The sequence below is a fragment of the Elusimicrobiota bacterium genome (assembly GCA_016218575.1).
Classification (GTDB): Bacteria; Elusimicrobiota; Elusimicrobia; order UBA1565; family UBA9628; genus JACRDN01.
Genome location: JACRDN010000016.1, coordinates 277,372 through 292,434, shown reverse-complemented (window position 1 = coordinate 292,434; position 15,063 = coordinate 277,372). Strand labels below are relative to the sequence as shown.

Here is a 15,063-nt window from a genome sequence, read left to right as displayed (position 1 = left end):
CTAGCAGAACATTCGCCGGCGCCGCTGGCCGCGCCGATGATCACGAAATTTGACTTCTAACGGGGCTTGGGATACTATTGACGCATGTCACTACAGTCCAAAACGCTCATTTTGGTCGGTCCGCCGCCTTCCGCCAAGAAATTCATCCTCCAGAAGCTCAAGACCCTCGGCGTGCTGACAATCGAGCTGGAAGCCTCCGACCAGCAGCAGGCCTTCGCCAAGGTCGAGGACTATCTCAAAGACGGGAAAGTGGACGGGGCTTTGACCTTCTCGGAAAACGCGGTCCCGCTCTGCGCGGCCCTGTGCGAACGTTTCGGTTGGGCGGGCCATCCCCTGAAGGCGGCGCTCAACGCCCGCAGCAAAATCCTGACCCGCAAGGCCTTGGAGGCGGCCGGACTCTCGCGCTACTCCCCGGCCTGGGCGGAGGTGAAGAGCGTTCGGGACTTGGAGAGAGAATCGAAAAGAATCGGATTTCCTCTCGTCTTGAAGCCCGCCTGGGGCGAGCAAAGCCAGTTCGTGGTGCGATTGGACAACATCTCGGAGGTCAAGAACGCCTTCGAATACATCAAGGCCAACATGACCCCGATTTTCGACCCGATCTACTCCCAGGGCACCGAGATCGTCGCCGAGGGCTTCCTCGACGGCGCGGAGATAGACGTCGATCTCCTGGTGCAGGACGGGGAAATACGGTTTCACGCATTCACGGACAATTTCCCCACCAAGGAGCCGTTCTTCGTAGAGACCGGGGACGCCATGCCCTCCCGCCACGAGTCCTCGGATCTGGCGAAAGTCCTTTCCATGGCCCGGGAAATCCTCCCGGCCCTGGGGCTCAAGAACGGGGCCCTTCATCTCGAGGCCAAGATGGACGCCGCGGGGCCGCGCCTCATCGAGGTCAACGCCCGCATGGGCGGGGACTACCTCTACGACTGGATCAAGACGGTCTGGGAGGTGGACCTCATCGAGGAGGCAACCCGCATCGCGGCGGGACTGCCCTGCGCCCCGAGAACCCCGCCGGAGGCCAAGGCGCATCTGGTGGGCAAATACTTGATCCCGGCGCACTCCGGCGTGATCTGCGGTCTGGCCAGGCCGGATAATTTCGACCCCCAGAAAATACGCGATCTCACTCTTCTAAAGGAATTGGGGGACGCCGTGCTGGTTCCGCCAGAGGGCTTCGAGACCGTCGGCTGGATCGTGGGTCGGGGCAACACCTACGCAGAGGCGGAGGAGAACCTGGACGAGGCCCTGCGCACCATCTCCGTCAACATCGCGCGCTACGACTCGACCTCCTCCATAGGCAAGACCCGCAGGAAAAACCGCTTCAATGCGGCGCAAGTAGCCAGGCGCCGCATACTTCAATCGGCGCGCATGGAGAAGATCCGAGGGTTCGGCTCGCGCTCGACCAAGGAACTCCACGTGGGGATTCTCTGCAACGTCTACGAGGGCGCCTCAGAGCCCGGCGGAGAAAGCGAGGCCGCGGTGCACCAGGACCTGACCTCCGTGGGGCTCAACATCCGAAAGGCCCTCGAGAAAAAGGGGCACCGAGCGACCTTCTTCGACATGAACGAAACCCCCCTGCCGTTCGAGAAGATCGCCGAAGCCAACGTGGACCTGGTCTTCAACGTCTGCGAGAGGATCAACAACTCAAGCCTCCTGGAGCCCCACGCCGCCGCCATCCTCGACTGTCTGGGCCTGCCCTACACCGGCTCCAACCCGCAGACCCTGGCCCTGTGCATAGACAAGATCAAGGTGAAGAAGCTGCTCGAGTACCATGGGCTTCCCACGCCCAAGTTCGACTACATCTTCCACAAGGACGAGAAGATCCGCGAGGACCTGCGCTACCCGCTCATGGTCAAGCTCGCCAACACGGACAACTCCATCGGGATCTCCAACCAATCCGTGGTGACAAGTCTCAAGGCCCTGAAGGAGCAGGCCCACCATCTCCTGGAGAAATCCAACCGGCCCGTGCTCATCGAGGAGTACATAGAGGGAGACGAGCTCGATGTGAGCATCATGGGCAACGAGGACCGGGTAAAGGTCCTGCCCCTCTCGCGCCCCATCTTCGACGACCTTCCGCCTGGCACCTGGCACATCTATCCCTTCCAGGCTAAATGGAGCGCGAACTCCGTCTACGAAAAGATCCGGGTGGAACGGCCGGCCAATTACTCTCAGAAGCTCACAGCGCTCATATCGGAGATATGCCTAGACGCTTACAACATCTTCGACTGCCACGACTACGCGCGCATCGAGGTGCGGGTGGACAAACTCGGCAATCCCTACATATTGGAGATCAACCCCAACCCATCAATAAACGCCGGAGACTGCGTCCCGGCCTGCGCGGAGATGATCGGCCTCGGCTACGAGGACTTCATCGAGGAGATATTAAAGGAGGCGATCCTGCGCCACCGCTCCCGGCCGCCCTACTACCACCTTCAAAGCGCGCTCACGACCTTGTGAGGATCAGATAAGGGCCGAAGCTCGCTTCGGCCCTGAAGTGTGTCTTTATGTAGTTTTCCAAAATCGTCCCCGTGGCCTTCTGCGGCCGTATCATCCTCGGCCAGTTCGGGACTATGACGCAGGAGACCCGGTGGACCTCCAGCTCTTCGGCGATCCTCCTCTGGATGTCTGGCCTTGTCGTGATCCCCGGGAAGAAGTCGTAAACCGAGGCCCCCGGACGGCGGTCAAGTAGGAAGTAAAGGAGGAGAGGGGTTTCGTTGCCCATGTCGAATCGCCGATGGTAGATGAATATCCTTCCATCGGCAGGCACGTGCCTGCCGACGAACTTCTGCAAGCCCTCAAGGGCCTCCGCCTCCTCCTGCGGGATCAGGAGGCCCTTGGCCGGGGGCAGGCTCACGAGCCTGTGATAGGGCCGGGGGAGAATGGGTTTGCACAAGAACATGAGAAGCCCCAGCCCCCCCGCCAGCGCCGCCGCAAGTCGGGAGAGCCTCCGCGGACCCGGCTTCCGGCTTTCCATTCCCCGCGAAATCAGAAACGCGGCCAGGATGAAGAACGGGGCGGAGAAGGAAAAGAGATTCCCGCTCTTGATGAAATAGCCCCAGAGGCAGGTCCCGAGAAACAGCAGGGCCGACGCCGCCTGTTCGCGGCGGTCCATGAGAGAATCCGCCGCCATTCGTTTGAGCCACCAGAACCAGGAAGCCAGGAAGGCCAGGAACACGGCGTCGCGGTAGGCGTCATAAAGAAGCCAGGCCCGCAGGCGCAGATGAACCCGAGCTTCCGGATTCAGGAGGAAGCTCGGGAAGGGATGTGGAAAAAAGCTCTGGAAGCTCAATGTCGTGACGTGCTCAAGGTAAGCCCTGGGGTAATCCACGAAGCTCAGCTTTAATGCCGCCTGGGGGACGTTCCATAGCAAGTAGCCGGCCAGGGGAGATATCGCAAGAATAATTCCGACGGCTAGAAGACCGAATTTCTCGGTCAAGGAAGATTTGGAGGCATCCCCGCCCGCCTTCGGCGATGACGACAGCGCGGCGCTCGCCAGCTGGGCAAGCAGGGCGTACAGACCCATGTCATAACGCATGAGAAACGTCAGACCGACGTTGGCGCCCCCCAGGACAAGCCAGCCTCGGCGCCTCGTGAACAGGAATTCTATCAGGCAGCAGGAGGAGGCGAGAGCGGTCAAGGTCGCGGGAACCGTGGAGTGCACGCCGGCCGGGTCGTTTCCGGCGAAGGTCCCGGTGCCGAGGCCTAAGGTCGCCAAAGCGCATCCCGCCAAGGCCGCGGCCTCTCCTAATCCGATGCGCTTGGCGGCGCGGTAGAGCAGGATCACGATCAGCCATTTCGGCATGCAGGTCATGAAGAAGCGCGCCGCGAACAAGGACTTGCCGAAAATCTTGAAGACCAGGGCCAGGAAGTAGAAAGAGCCGGGGGTGGGCCATTCCGCGAAGTCCCGAAATGGGACGGCGCCGTTCAACACCTCGACGGCGCCGACCACGTGGATGCCCTCGGTATTCCACTGATAAATATGGAAGTATGTCTCGGAAGAAAAATAGAGGAAAGCAAGAAGCCCCAAAAGGATCGCGCCCCTTCTCCGACTAAGCTCCATGCTTATCGCCAATCCAACCTAATTTCTCCAAATACTTTTCCAGGGCGCGCGCCGCGAGCTCATAGGCTCGCCCATTGGGGTGGTCGTAATCGTAGCGCATCTCGTAGAGCTCGTCTCCCCCTCCGTCCGCGAACACCGGCTTTAAATCCAGCATGGGCAAGTGGAGCTCGCCCACTATGCGGGCGATACGGCGATGCGGCTGCGGCCAGCCGTAGCCGGGGAACACCTCGTACTGCGTCGGGAAAACAATCACGAGGAGACGAATGCCTCTCCGGGCGCAAAGCGCCTTCATTCGCGACAGCGGCGCGCGTATTTTTTCCCAGGCCTGGGCGTCGAGCATCCAGGGGAGGGCGTCCTTGAGCAGGCCCGGGTCGTAGCGGTACTCCTCCAGATAGCGCTCGGCCGCGCGGGCCGTGGAGGGGTCTGCCGGGAAATACGCGGCCAACGCCGCGCGGTCGGCTTGGGTCAATGGCTTGGGCACGGAGAAAAGCGGCCTCTTGGGCCTCTGATGCCGCTGGATGAAGTAATTGCAGGCCCTGGCAAGCTCGCTCTTGAAGGCCACGTCCCTCAGCCAAGAGAAAAGCGGCCGCCTCGGCGAGGATTTCTTGTCCGCATGGGTCTGGTATTCCTTGCGCCCCACGTGGTCGTTCATGAACAGCCCCACCGCCACTATGTCGGGCTCCAAGGCCAGGCCCTTGAGGCGCAGGAAGGCCTCGTAGTCCCAGATGTCGTAGCCGCGCGCGCCTCCGTTCAAGACCTCCCAAGAGGCATCCCCCCCCCGGCGCAGGAACGCCTCAAGCCTGGCCGAGAGCGTTTCCGCCTCCGGCACCAAGGCCCCGAAGACCACGGAGTCCCCCAACAACAGGACGCGCCGTCGGCCCGCCGGCTTTCTGAGGGGAATCTCCGGACCGCGCAGGCCCAGACTATTGATGCGATACTCTATGTGGAGGGCGAGGGCCCGGGGCGAGGTCACGACCCCGGGATTGTTGAAGTACGGAGGGACTTCCCTGCCGCTCGGCACGGTCTCCCGGGGAATGCGACCCACCTTCCAGCGCGCCCCGATCTCGAGAGCCGCGAGCAGCGCCGCGGCCGCGGCGCAGGAAATCGCGGCCGCCAGGAGCCCCTTGGCCGCTTCCCGGTTCATTAGAACAGCGTATAGATGAAGGGGGCGACCACGGAGGTCTCGGTGAAGATGAGGAGAAGCCCGAACAGCATGAACACCAGAATCATGGGGACGAGCCAGAAGCGCTTGCGCGTTTTCATGAAGGCCCATAATTCTTTAAGGAACTCAAAGCGCATATGCCGCTCTCCTCCCGGTGCCAGGCACCTTAGAACTGCCTCTCATAACTGGACAAATCTTCCCCGCTGGTCCGAGTTTTCCAATAGGAAGGCTCGGAGCCCCATTCCCGCTCAAGAGGATCCCCCGAGAACAGGCGCAGGGCCAGTCCCACCGGAGTCATTACGAGGTAGTACATGACGCCAAGGACGAGGGCGGTATTGATCCGGGCCAGGACTTTGGCGCCTTTCATCCAGCGGCGCAAGACCGGCTCCAGGGCCGCCGGACGGGCGAGCGCCGCCAGGGCCGAGGCCAAGCCCAAGCCCAGGATCCCGGGGGCGATCCTCCAGCCTTTCAGGGACCAGCGCCAAAAGGCCACGGCGCAAAGCCCTCCCAGTACCAGGCCGAAGACCCGCAGCTCCTTGAGGCTGAACTTTTTCTCAGTCAAGAACGAACTCCTTCATCCACTCGCGGCTGTCCTCGCCGCGACCCTGCTTCTTCTTGTCCAGGAGGCAGTTGCCCAACACCAGGTAGTCTATCTCCGTGCGCATGAAGCAGGTGTAGGCGTGCTCGGGCGTGCAGACAATGGGCTCGCCCCTCACGTTGAACGAGGTGTTGACGAGAACCGGACAGTCGGTGAGCTTGTAGAAAGCCTCCAGGACGTCGTAATAGGCGGAGTGGACATCTCGCGTCACCGTCTGGATCCTGGCGGAATAGTCTATGTGAGTGACGGCCGGGATGGTGGAGCGCGGCTTGTTGAGCCTCTCGATCCCGAAGAGCTTTTTCTGCTCCTCCGTCTCGGACAGGCGGTGCTCCGCGCGCACGGGCGCCACCAGGAGCATGTAGGGGCTATCGTAGTCAAAGTCGAAATAGCGCGAGACCTGCTCCCGCAGGACCACGGGGGCGAAGGGCCGGAAGGACTCCCGGAACTTGATCTTCAAATTCATCTTGGACTGCATGGCGGGGTCGCGGGGGTCTCCCAGGATGCTGCGCGCCCCGAGGGCTCGCGGGCCGTATTCCATGCGCCCCTGGAACCAGCCGACCACCTTGCCCTGGGCCAGAAGCTGCGCGACTTTACTGGGAAGCTCCGCCGCCTCCAGAATGGCGTAGGGGGCATTCTTCGACCGCAAGTAGGCTTCTATTTCTCGATCCGTGTAGGCGGGCCCTAGGAAAGATCCGCCCTGGGAGTCGTGAAGTCCGTCTACCCGGCGCGGCTTGTCCAAGTAGTGGTACCAGAGAAACAGCGCCGCCCCCAGGGCCCCGCCCGCGTCTCCTGCCGCCGGCTGGACCCAAATATTATCGAAAACTTTCTCGGCCCATATCTTGCCGTTGCCCACGCAGTTCAAGGCCACGCCTCCGGCCAGGCACAGGTTCTTGGAACCGGTCTCCTTGCGCGCGTGCCGCGCCATGCGCAGCATCACTTCCTCCGTCACGGCCTGAATCGAGGCGGCCAAGTCCATCTCTCGCTGGGTCAGATCGGATTCTGGCGCGCGCGGGGGAGCGCCGAAGAGGCGGTGGAAGCGCTCGTTAGTCATGGTGAGGCCCGCGCAGTAATCGAAATATTCCAGGTTGAGCTTGAAGGAGCCGTCTGCCTTCAAGTCCATAAGCTCCTTGTAGATGAGGTCGGCATAACGCGGCTCGCCGTAAGGGGCCAGGCCCATCACCTTGTACTCCCCGGAGTTCACCTTGAAGCCCGTGTAGTAGGTAAAAGCGGAATAGAGCAGCCCCAGGGAGTGCGGGAAGTGGAGCTCTCCCTTCAGGGAGAGCTTATTGCCCTGCCCGAATCCATAGCTCGAGGTGGCCCACTCGCCCACCCCGTCCATGGTCAAGACCGCGGACTCCTGGAAGGGAGAGGGGAAGAAGGCCGAGGCCGCGTGGGATTCGTGATGCTCAGTGAAAAGAATCTTGCCCTGGTAGCCCAGCTTCTCGCGCATGGCCTCGCGCAGCCACAGCTTCTCCTTGAGCCAAAGGGGCATGGCCATGGCGAAGCAAGCCCAGCCCCGCGGGGCGTAGGCGAGGTAGGTCTGGAGGATGCGCTCGAACTTGAGTAGAGGCTTGTCGTAGAAGCCGACGAGATCGAGCTCCGCGGCCGATATCCCGCCCTCCTTTAAGCAGTACGCGATCGCGTTGGCCGGAAAACTCTGGTCGTGCTTCTTGCGGGTGAAGCGCTCCTCCTGGGCCGCGGCGACGATCTTGCCGTCACGCACCAAAGCCGCCGCGCTGTCGTGGTAAAAAGCCGAGATGCCGAGGATATTCATCCCAAGTTTCTATTTTGTAATATCCCGGGGCGAAAGTCTAGGCCGCGTCCGAGTTGGGGTCGAGCATCTTGCGCGCGGCCTCCGCACCTCGTATCGGAAGCCCCGCGGGATCGAGCAGGCCCACCTGCGCCAGAACCCCGGCCTGATCCCAGTAGATATGCTCGTGCGCGATCTTTCCGCCCTTGACCCCCACGACGACCACCACGCACATCTCCACTTTCCGTCCAGTGGGCGCCACGCCCGGCAGGAGCCAATCCATCGTCATCGTGTGCGTGAATCGGATCACCAGCTCGTCAACCAACTGGTCCGTGCCCACCGTGCGCGAGACATTGATCATCTCCACGTCCGGCGGAAAGAATTTTCCGATCAAATGGTCTCGATAGAACGCGCGCACTCCCTCCCGCCCCGTTCCGTTCACCATCGTCGGCGCGTTGACAAGATGAGGGGACTCCGTCATCGTCGCCATCGTCTCCTCCAGGTCCGCGCGCATTTCCGCGCCCACGTGCCGCTCGAACAACTCCACCATCGCCTTCTGCCGCGCCGACAAAGTCCGGGTTGCCGCCATTTTATTCCTCCAATTGCCGCCGCGATCGGACGCCGAGGGTCAGGCCGTCCACCCGCACCACCTCGACCTCCGCGCCCGCGGGGATCGCGCCCGCAAGGCTCTTGGCCCGCCAGAGCTCGCCTCCCAGGCGCACGGTGCCCAGCGGCTCGAGGGCGACTTCCACGACGGCCCGAGAGCCGACCAGCCCCCCCGCTCCGATCCCGCTTTTTTTTGAGAAGGACTGCTTGGTCACATACAACAGCCCCCCGAAAACCGCGGCCTCGAGGCCCGTGTCGCGAAACACCATGAGCCCTCCCATGAACAAGGCAGCTGTTCCGCTCAGGGCCAGAAGACCGAAACTCGCGATCTTGAGCTCCAGTATGTAGAGGAGAAACCCAAGCAGGATCAGCAGGACCCCGGCGTAGCCGGCGGACAAAGTCTGGAAGGAATAAAAGGCCAGGATAAGGGAAACAGCACCCACGATGCCGGGCAGGATGAGCCCCGGGCTATAGAGCTCGATGAGAAGCCCCGAGACCCCCAAGGTCATCAGGATCATCGCGATGTTGGGGTCCGAGACCGCCGCGAGCAGCCTCTGGCGCCGCGTCATCTCGAAACGCTCGATCGCGGCGCCGCGGACACGCAAGGGCCTCCCCGGAAAATCCTTCAGGACTTTGCCGTCCATCCGAGCCAGCAACTCGTCCAAGTCCTTGGCCTCCAGGTCCACGATGTTCCGGCGCACCGCCTCCGAGGAGATGACCGAGGTGCTTTTAGAAACCACCTGAAAAGCCCAATCCGCGTTGCGCCCCCGCCGAGAAGCGATGGCCTTGAGATACGCCGTCAAGTCGTTGGCAACCTTCTCCTCCATGACTGAATCCTTGGCTTCCTTTTCCTTGACCCCGGAAACTCCGAGCTGGATCGGATGCGCGGCCCCGATATTGGTCCCAGGGGCCATGGCCGCCACGTGGGCCGCCATGGTGATGAAGACCCCGGCGGAAGCCGCCCTGCCGCCGCTCGGCCAAACGTAGACCGCGACCGGGATGGGGGAGCCCAGTATGCCCTTGACGATCTCGCGCATGGAGAGATCAAGCCCCCCGGGAGTGTCGAGCTCGATGACCAAAGCGTCATAGGAGCCGGCCGCGGCCTTGCCGAGCGCGCCAGAAAGGTACTCAGCCGATGCCGGGTTGATGATCCCGGAGTAGGAGGCGAGCAAGACGCGCGGTCGGGCCTCGCTCGCCAGGACAGGCGAGCCGAAAAGAAGCGCGATCAGGCCCGGGACAAAAGCTCTCCCAAACATGGATTTAAGGGGACCCCTAATGCACGATCTTCATGCGCGAGGGGGGCCAATAGATGAACCAGGCCTTGCCCTTGAGGTACTTGGATTCCACGGGGCCCCAATAGCGCGAATCGCAGGAGCGGTCCCGGTTGTCGCCCATCACAAAGTAGCCGCCGGGGGGAACCGTGACCGGACCGAAATAATCCCTCTGTATCTCCTGAAGCTCATGGTCCAGGGCATGGCTTTGCCAAAGCTCCTGGTAGCGCTGGGGAGAAAGAGCCGCGGCCCGGACGGACTCCGGCTGGCGGCCGTCGCCGTCGATGTATTGGGCGTAAGGCTCATCGGGGAGCTCCCGCCCGTTGAGGAACACCTTGCCCGCAGAGACCTGAATCCGGTCCCCGGGAAGCCCGACCACTCTCTTTATGAAATCCTTCCCGTATTGGACAGAGCCGCAGTGGAGCTCCCGGGGGTCATCGGCCGGAAAGCGGAATACGATGACGTCCCGGCGGGCCACGGGCCGCAAGGCCAGAAGCCTCTTGCCCGTGAAGGGGACCCTCAGCCCGTAGATGAACTTATTGACGAAAAGATGGTCCCCCACGAGGAAGGTCCTCTCCATGGAGCCGGAGGGGATCTTGAAGGCCTGGACCACGAAGTACATGAGCACCGCGGCCAGGAACACGGCGGAGAAAACCGTCTCTGACCACTCGGCATCCTCGGAGAGAAAGTACCTCGCGCGCGAAACTCTCTGAGAGGCCTGGGAGCCCCGCCAAAATCCAAGGGCTCCGGCGATGAAGGCCACGGCCAATCCCGGGTAGAGCTCTCGGGCGGATAAGGCGTCCGGGACCACGCTCAGGAGGCGCGATCGGCTCTCGAAAGACATCACGACCACCAGCATGACCGAGAATCCCGCCAGAGCGCAGAATAGGCCGTGCCAGAGCCCCGTCTTGAGCGGCGTGTCCAGGGCCTTGGCCTCTTCGAACCGGCGGCTCAACCAGGCATAAAGCCCCATCGCCACGCCTATGAACATCAATCTTCCTTCCATGTTTATCCCTTCTTTTCCTCGTCCAGTTTCAGGATGGCCAAGAAGGCTTCTTGCGGGATCTCCACGGATCCCAAAAGCTTCGCCTTTTTCTTGCCTTCCTTCTGCTTCTCCAAAAGCTTGCGCTTGCGCGTGATGTCTCCGCCGTAGCACTTGGCCAGCACGTCCTTGCGCCGGGCCGACAGAGTCTCCCTGGCGATGACCTTGCCGCCGATGCGGGCCTGGATCGCGACCTCGAAATTCTGCCTGTCGATGAGCTCCTTGAGCTTCTCGCAGAGGGCCCGTCCAACGAAGTGCGCCTTGGATTTATGCACAATCTGGCTCAGAGCGTCAACTGGCTCGCCGTGGATGAGTATTTCGAGCTTGACCATGTCGGAGGCCCGAAAACCCTCTGGAACGTAGTCCAGGGATGCGTAGCCCTTGGAGACCGACTTCAGGCGGTCGTAGAAATTGACCACCATCTCGCAGAGGGGAAGGTGGTACTTGATGAGGATGCGCCCTCCGGGCATGTACTCGATGCTCTCATACTCGCCCCGCCTGTCCTTGAGGAGGTTGAGCACGCCCTCCTGATGCTCCACGGGAAGCACGATGGTGATGAGAACGAAGGGCTCCTCGACGCCCTGAATGTCTCCGTGAGGCGGGAATTTGGCGGGATTGTCCAAGACTCTCCAAGAAGAGTCCGCGCAAGTGCGCACCCTGTAGACCACGTTCGGGCTCGTCACGATCAGGCTCAGGTTGAACTCGCGCTCCAGGCGCTCCTTGACGATGTCCATATGGAGCAGGCCCAGAAATCCCAGACGGAATCCGAAGCCCAGGGCCTGGGAATTCTCCTGCTGGTGGTCGAAGGAGCTGTCCTCGAGATGGAGCTTCTCCAGGGCCGCGGAGAGCGCCGGATAGTCCGCAGGATTGATCGGGAAAACCCCCGCAAACACCACCGGCTTGGCTTCCTTATAGCCGGGTAGGGCCTGTGCCAAGGGCCTGGCGGCCTCCATCAAGGTATCGCCCACTCTCACTTGGTGGATGTCCTTGATGCCGCAGACCACATACCCAACCTCGCCCGCGGACAGCCGCTCGGCCGCCACCTGCTTAGGCACGAGGTAGCCGACCTCCTCCACGACGACCTCGTGCTGGGTCGAGAAAAATCGCAGCTTGAGTCCCGAAGCCATGGTCCCGTCCACGACCCGCACGAGAAGGATCACGCCGCGGTAAACGCTGTAGACGGAGTCGAAAATCAAGGCCGACAGCGGGGCTTGGGCGTCTCCGCTGGGAGCCGGGATGTCGCGCAGGATAGCGCCCAGCACATCCGCGGTGCCGAGCCCCTTCTTGGCGCTGACGAGGACCGGGTCCTCGATAATTCTCAAAGTCTCGAAAATCTGCTCCGTCACGCCCTCCACGTCCGCCGCGGGAAGGTCCACCTTGTTGATCACCGGAATGAGGCGCAGGTTCAACTGCTGGGCCAAGCTCGCGTTGGCCAAAGTCTGGGCCTCCACGCCTTGAGTGGCGTCCACCACGAGCAGGGCCCCCTCGCAGGCGGCCAGGGCGCGCGAGACCTCGTAGGAAAAATCCACGTGCCCCGGGGTGTCTATGAGATTAAGAACGTGCGGGGCGCCGTCTTGGACGTACCTCATGCGCACCGCCTTGGCCTTGATGGTGATGCCCCTTTCCCGTTCCAGCTCCATCGAGTCCATGACCTGCGCCTGCATCTGGCGGCTTTCGATGGTCCCGGTGGCCTCCAAGAGACGGTCCGCCAAGGTGGACTTGCCGTGGTCGATGTGGGCGATGATGGAGAAATTTCGTATCAGATGGGTCGGGGTTCGAGACGTCATGCAAGCTATAAGCCCTGGTCGGCCAGAAGCCGCCTGATTTCCTCGGAATCCGAGCAATCCACGGCCTTATCCACGAGCTTGGCAAGCGCCTGGTAGCGCATCCCCCGCACCGCCTGCTTGATCCTGAGGTACAGGCGCGGAGTGACAGAAAGGCTGTCCACCCCCAGCCCCACCAGGAGCGGGACGGCGTGGGGATCCGAGGTCATCTCCCCGCAGACGCTCACCCATTTGCCCTTGCGGCGCGCGGTCTTGACGATTTGGTCGAGCAGGCGTATGACCGCGGGATGGAAAGGATCGTAGAGATGAGTCACGTGCTCGTTGATGCGGTCCACGGCCAAGGTGTATTGAATCAGGTCGTTGGTCCCGATCGAAATGAAGTCCACCAGGGGCAGGAGCGACTCGAGGATGAGCGCGGCGGCGGGGATCTCCACCATGATGCCGAGCTCCGCCTTCTTTGCGCTCTCGATTCCCTCGGCCTGGAGCTCGGCCTGGGCCTGGGCCAGCAGGCGCTTGACGCTTTGGATCTCGCCCAAGGAGGAGACCATGGGAATGAGTATGCGGACGTGGCCCTTGACGCAGGAGCGCAGGACCCCGCGCAGCTGGACCTTAAAGAGATCAAGGTGCCTCAGGAACAGGCGCACCCCGCGCAGGCCCATGAAAGGATTGGTCTCGTTCTGCGGGCCCTCGAGGCCCAGCTGGCTCAGGCGGTCCCCGCCCAGGTCCGCGGTGCGTATGACCACGGGCTTGGGGTCCAAGGCCTTGACGATGGCCAAATAAGCCTTGGCCTGCTCCTCCTCGGTCGGAGGCGAGGTCCTGTTGAGGAACAAGTATTCTGTCCTGAAAAGCCCGATGCCGTCCGGATGAAGGGCCGCCACGGCCTTGACCTCGTCGGGCGAATCGAGGTTGACCTCGAGGTGGAAGCTTTTCCCGTCCAAAGTAACTGCGGGCAGGCCCCGGAGTTGCTCAAGAGCCCGCTCCTCCTGCAGGGACTTCTGCTGCACCCGCTGGTACTTGGCCACGGTCTCCGGCCCTGGGTTGATGATGACCATGCCCTGCTCGCCGTCGATGATGATGGAATCTCCGGTCTTGACCCGGCGGCTCACGTCCGAAAGACCCACCACGGCGGGAATGCTCATGCTTTGCGCCAGGATCGCGGTGTGGCTGGTTTTGCCTCCGAGGTCGGTGGCAAATCCCAAGATCTTGGTCTCCTGCAGCCCCAAGGTGTCCGAGGGAAGGAGGTTGCGGGCGATCAGGATGCAGCTGTGGTCTATATCGGAGAGGCTGCGCTTGCTTTGCTTCAAGAGATGCGAGAGAAGTCTCTTGCCGACGTCGAAAAGATCGTGTCTGCGTTCGCGGAAGAACTCGTCCTCCATCTTCTCGAATTGCTGGTTGACGACCTCCAGGGCCTCGGAGAGGGCGAACTCGGCGTTGACCCCTTCCTTCATGATGCGCTTGGCCACGTCCCGGGTGATCAAGCTGTCGCGCAGGATCAGCCTATGGGTATCTATGAGCTTGGCGTGCTCGCGCCCCAGGAGCTTGAGCACCTTGCTCTCGGCCGCGTCCAAGTCGCGCAAAGTCGCCTTCTGGGCCGCCTTGAAGCGCTTGACCTCGGCGCTCAGAAGTTCCTTGGGAAGCTCTATGCGGTTGACGACGATCTCCTCGTCTTCCATGACATAGACCTTGCCCATGGCGATGCCCGGGCTGGCGGGAATTCCCTTGATGACTATCACGAGCGCCTATTCCTCATCGAATTTGCGCTCGAAAAGCTTTTCAAGGCCCTCTATGGCCTGCTTCTCATCGGACCCCTCGGCCCGAATCTTGAGCTTGGACCCTTTCTCCGCGGCCAGGAGCATAAGGCCCATGACGCTTTTGCCGTTGATCTCAAGGCCGTCCTTGGAAACATGTATCGAGGACTTGAAGCGGCAGGCCTCGTGCACGAACAGGGCCGCGGGACGAGCGTGGAGTCCGAGCTTGTTCTTCATCACGAATTCCCTCTCGATCATGGAGCCCATCCCGCTGCCGCGGCGAGAGCCCCCGCCAAAGCGGTAAGGCCGTAAAGACGATAGGCCGAGAACCAAGGCGAAAATCCCGCCGCCGCGTAAGCCACGAGGGCAAGCCACCCGAGCCACGGCTGTGGCGCCGGCGCTCCCGGCCAGGAGGCATCGGCGATCAAGGCATACACCCCCAAAGCCAACACCAGGCCCATTCCCCTCAGGCGGAGGATCCAAGCCTGCCAGCGAAAACCCTTGAGCTTGACCGCGATTTGTTCCCGCCACTCGTAGCCCCAGCGCAGGCCCCGCCAGCGCAGAAACAATGCCGGGGCGTTGTACGCGGCCAGATAGACCGCCGCCATGGCCGGGAAGGCCGCGGCCCCCGCTCCCAAGCGCCACAAAAACAGCCCCAGCGCCGCGGCCAAGGCCGCGCAGAAAGGCTGAAGGGCCCCCCAAAACAGGGCGTCTCCTATCCCCGCCAAGGCGCTGGCCACGGCGGCCTTGAGGGCCTTGAGCTTGAGTATCTTCGCCTCGCGCTGGTCCCGCGGCGCCCTCGCGATGTCCTCCTCGAGCGCGCAAATCATGCCCAAAACCAGGCAGGCCATGGTCGGCTGGGTGTTGAAGTATTCTTGGTGCCGTAAGAGAGCCTCACAGCGCTCGTCGCTTCTAGGATAGCACCTTTTGAGCCACGGGTTCAGGGCGAAAGAGAGGCCCAGGCTCTGCATGCGCTCGAAGTTCCAGCACGACTGAAGCAGGCAGGAGCGCCAGAACAGGGAAAACTGGTCGCGAAACGTCATGC

The 15,063-nt window shown here is 62.1% G+C and carries 13 protein-coding genes; 1 reads left to right on the top strand and 12 read right to left on the bottom strand.

Annotated features, from left to right (window positions below; translation table 11 throughout):
• The first annotated feature begins 84 nt into the window (after positions 1–84).
• Positions 85–2,454, top strand: coding sequence for an ATP-grasp domain-containing protein (locus HY921_06360; protein ID MBI5630490.1), 2,370 nt, complete (start codon positions 85–87; stop codon positions 2,452–2,454).
• On the opposite strand, the gene HY921_06355 is transcribed toward HY921_06360, so the two are convergent.
• From HY921_06355 to HY921_06300, 12 genes are all read right to left on the bottom strand, one after another.
• Positions 2,441–4,057 (bottom strand): glycosyltransferase family 39 protein, encoded by a 1,617-nt coding sequence (locus HY921_06355; GenBank protein MBI5630489.1) that lies wholly within the window; start codon positions 4,055–4,057, stop codon positions 2,441–2,443. The two genes, HY921_06360 and HY921_06355, sit on opposite strands and share 14 nt — an antisense overlap.
• On the bottom strand, positions 4,047–5,201 hold the full coding sequence (locus tag HY921_06350) for an SGNH/GDSL hydrolase family protein (protein ID MBI5630488.1): 1,155 nt from the start codon (positions 5,199–5,201) through the stop codon (positions 4,047–4,049). The genes HY921_06355 and HY921_06350 overlap by 11 nt, the downstream gene beginning before the upstream one ends.
• On the bottom strand, positions 5,201–5,356 hold the full coding sequence (locus HY921_06345) for a hypothetical protein (protein MBI5630487.1): 156 nt from the start codon (positions 5,354–5,356) through the stop codon (positions 5,201–5,203). Before HY921_06345 ends, HY921_06350 begins: the two co-directional genes overlap by 1 nt.
• 29 nt (positions 5,357–5,385) lie before the next feature.
• Positions 5,386–5,781, bottom strand: a complete 396-nt coding sequence (locus HY921_06340) for a hypothetical protein (GenBank protein MBI5630486.1) — start codon at positions 5,779–5,781, stop codon at positions 5,386–5,388.
• Positions 5,774–7,591 carry a carbamoyltransferase gene (locus HY921_06335; GenBank protein MBI5630485.1) on the bottom strand — a complete coding sequence of 606 codons (1,818 nt, stop codon included), beginning with the start codon at positions 7,589–7,591 and terminating at the stop codon, positions 5,774–5,776. Before HY921_06335 ends, HY921_06340 begins: the two co-directional genes overlap by 8 nt.
• Before the next feature lie 37 nt (positions 7,592–7,628).
• Complete coding sequence (locus HY921_06330) at positions 7,629–8,156, bottom strand: ester cyclase (protein MBI5630484.1); 528 nt, start codon at positions 8,154–8,156, stop codon at positions 7,629–7,631.
• 1 nt (position 8,157) lies between these two features.
• The gene (locus tag HY921_06325; GenBank protein MBI5630483.1) at positions 8,158–9,429 is read right to left on the bottom strand and encodes a nodulation protein NfeD; all 1,272 of its coding nucleotides are present in this window, start codon (positions 9,427–9,429) and stop codon (positions 8,158–8,160) included.
• 16 nt (positions 9,430–9,445) lie between these two features.
• Positions 9,446–10,288: a signal peptidase I gene (lepB, locus tag HY921_06320; protein MBI5630482.1), complete on the bottom strand. Its 843-nt coding sequence runs from the start codon at positions 10,286–10,288 to the stop codon at positions 9,446–9,448.
• A gap of 164 nt (positions 10,289–10,452) precedes the next feature.
• The gene (lepA, locus tag HY921_06315; GenBank protein ID MBI5630481.1) at positions 10,453–12,273 is read right to left on the bottom strand and encodes an elongation factor 4; all 1,821 of its coding nucleotides are present in this window, start codon (positions 12,271–12,273) and stop codon (positions 10,453–10,455) included.
• Between the two features lie 5 nt (positions 12,274–12,278).
• Positions 12,279–14,003 (bottom strand): phosphoenolpyruvate--protein phosphotransferase, encoded by a 1,725-nt coding sequence (ptsP, locus tag HY921_06310; GenBank protein MBI5630480.1) that lies wholly within the window; start codon positions 14,001–14,003, stop codon positions 12,279–12,281.
• A 6-nt stretch (positions 14,004–14,009) separates the two neighbouring features.
• Complete coding sequence (locus HY921_06305; GenBank protein MBI5630479.1) at positions 14,010–14,276, bottom strand: HPr family phosphocarrier protein; 267 nt, start codon at positions 14,274–14,276, stop codon at positions 14,010–14,012.
• Positions 14,273–15,061, bottom strand: coding sequence for a PTS system mannose/fructose/sorbose family transporter subunit IID (locus tag HY921_06300; protein MBI5630478.1), 789 nt, complete (start codon positions 15,059–15,061; stop codon positions 14,273–14,275). Before HY921_06300 ends, HY921_06305 begins: the two co-directional genes overlap by 4 nt.
• Positions 15,062–15,063 lie beyond the last annotated feature (2 nt).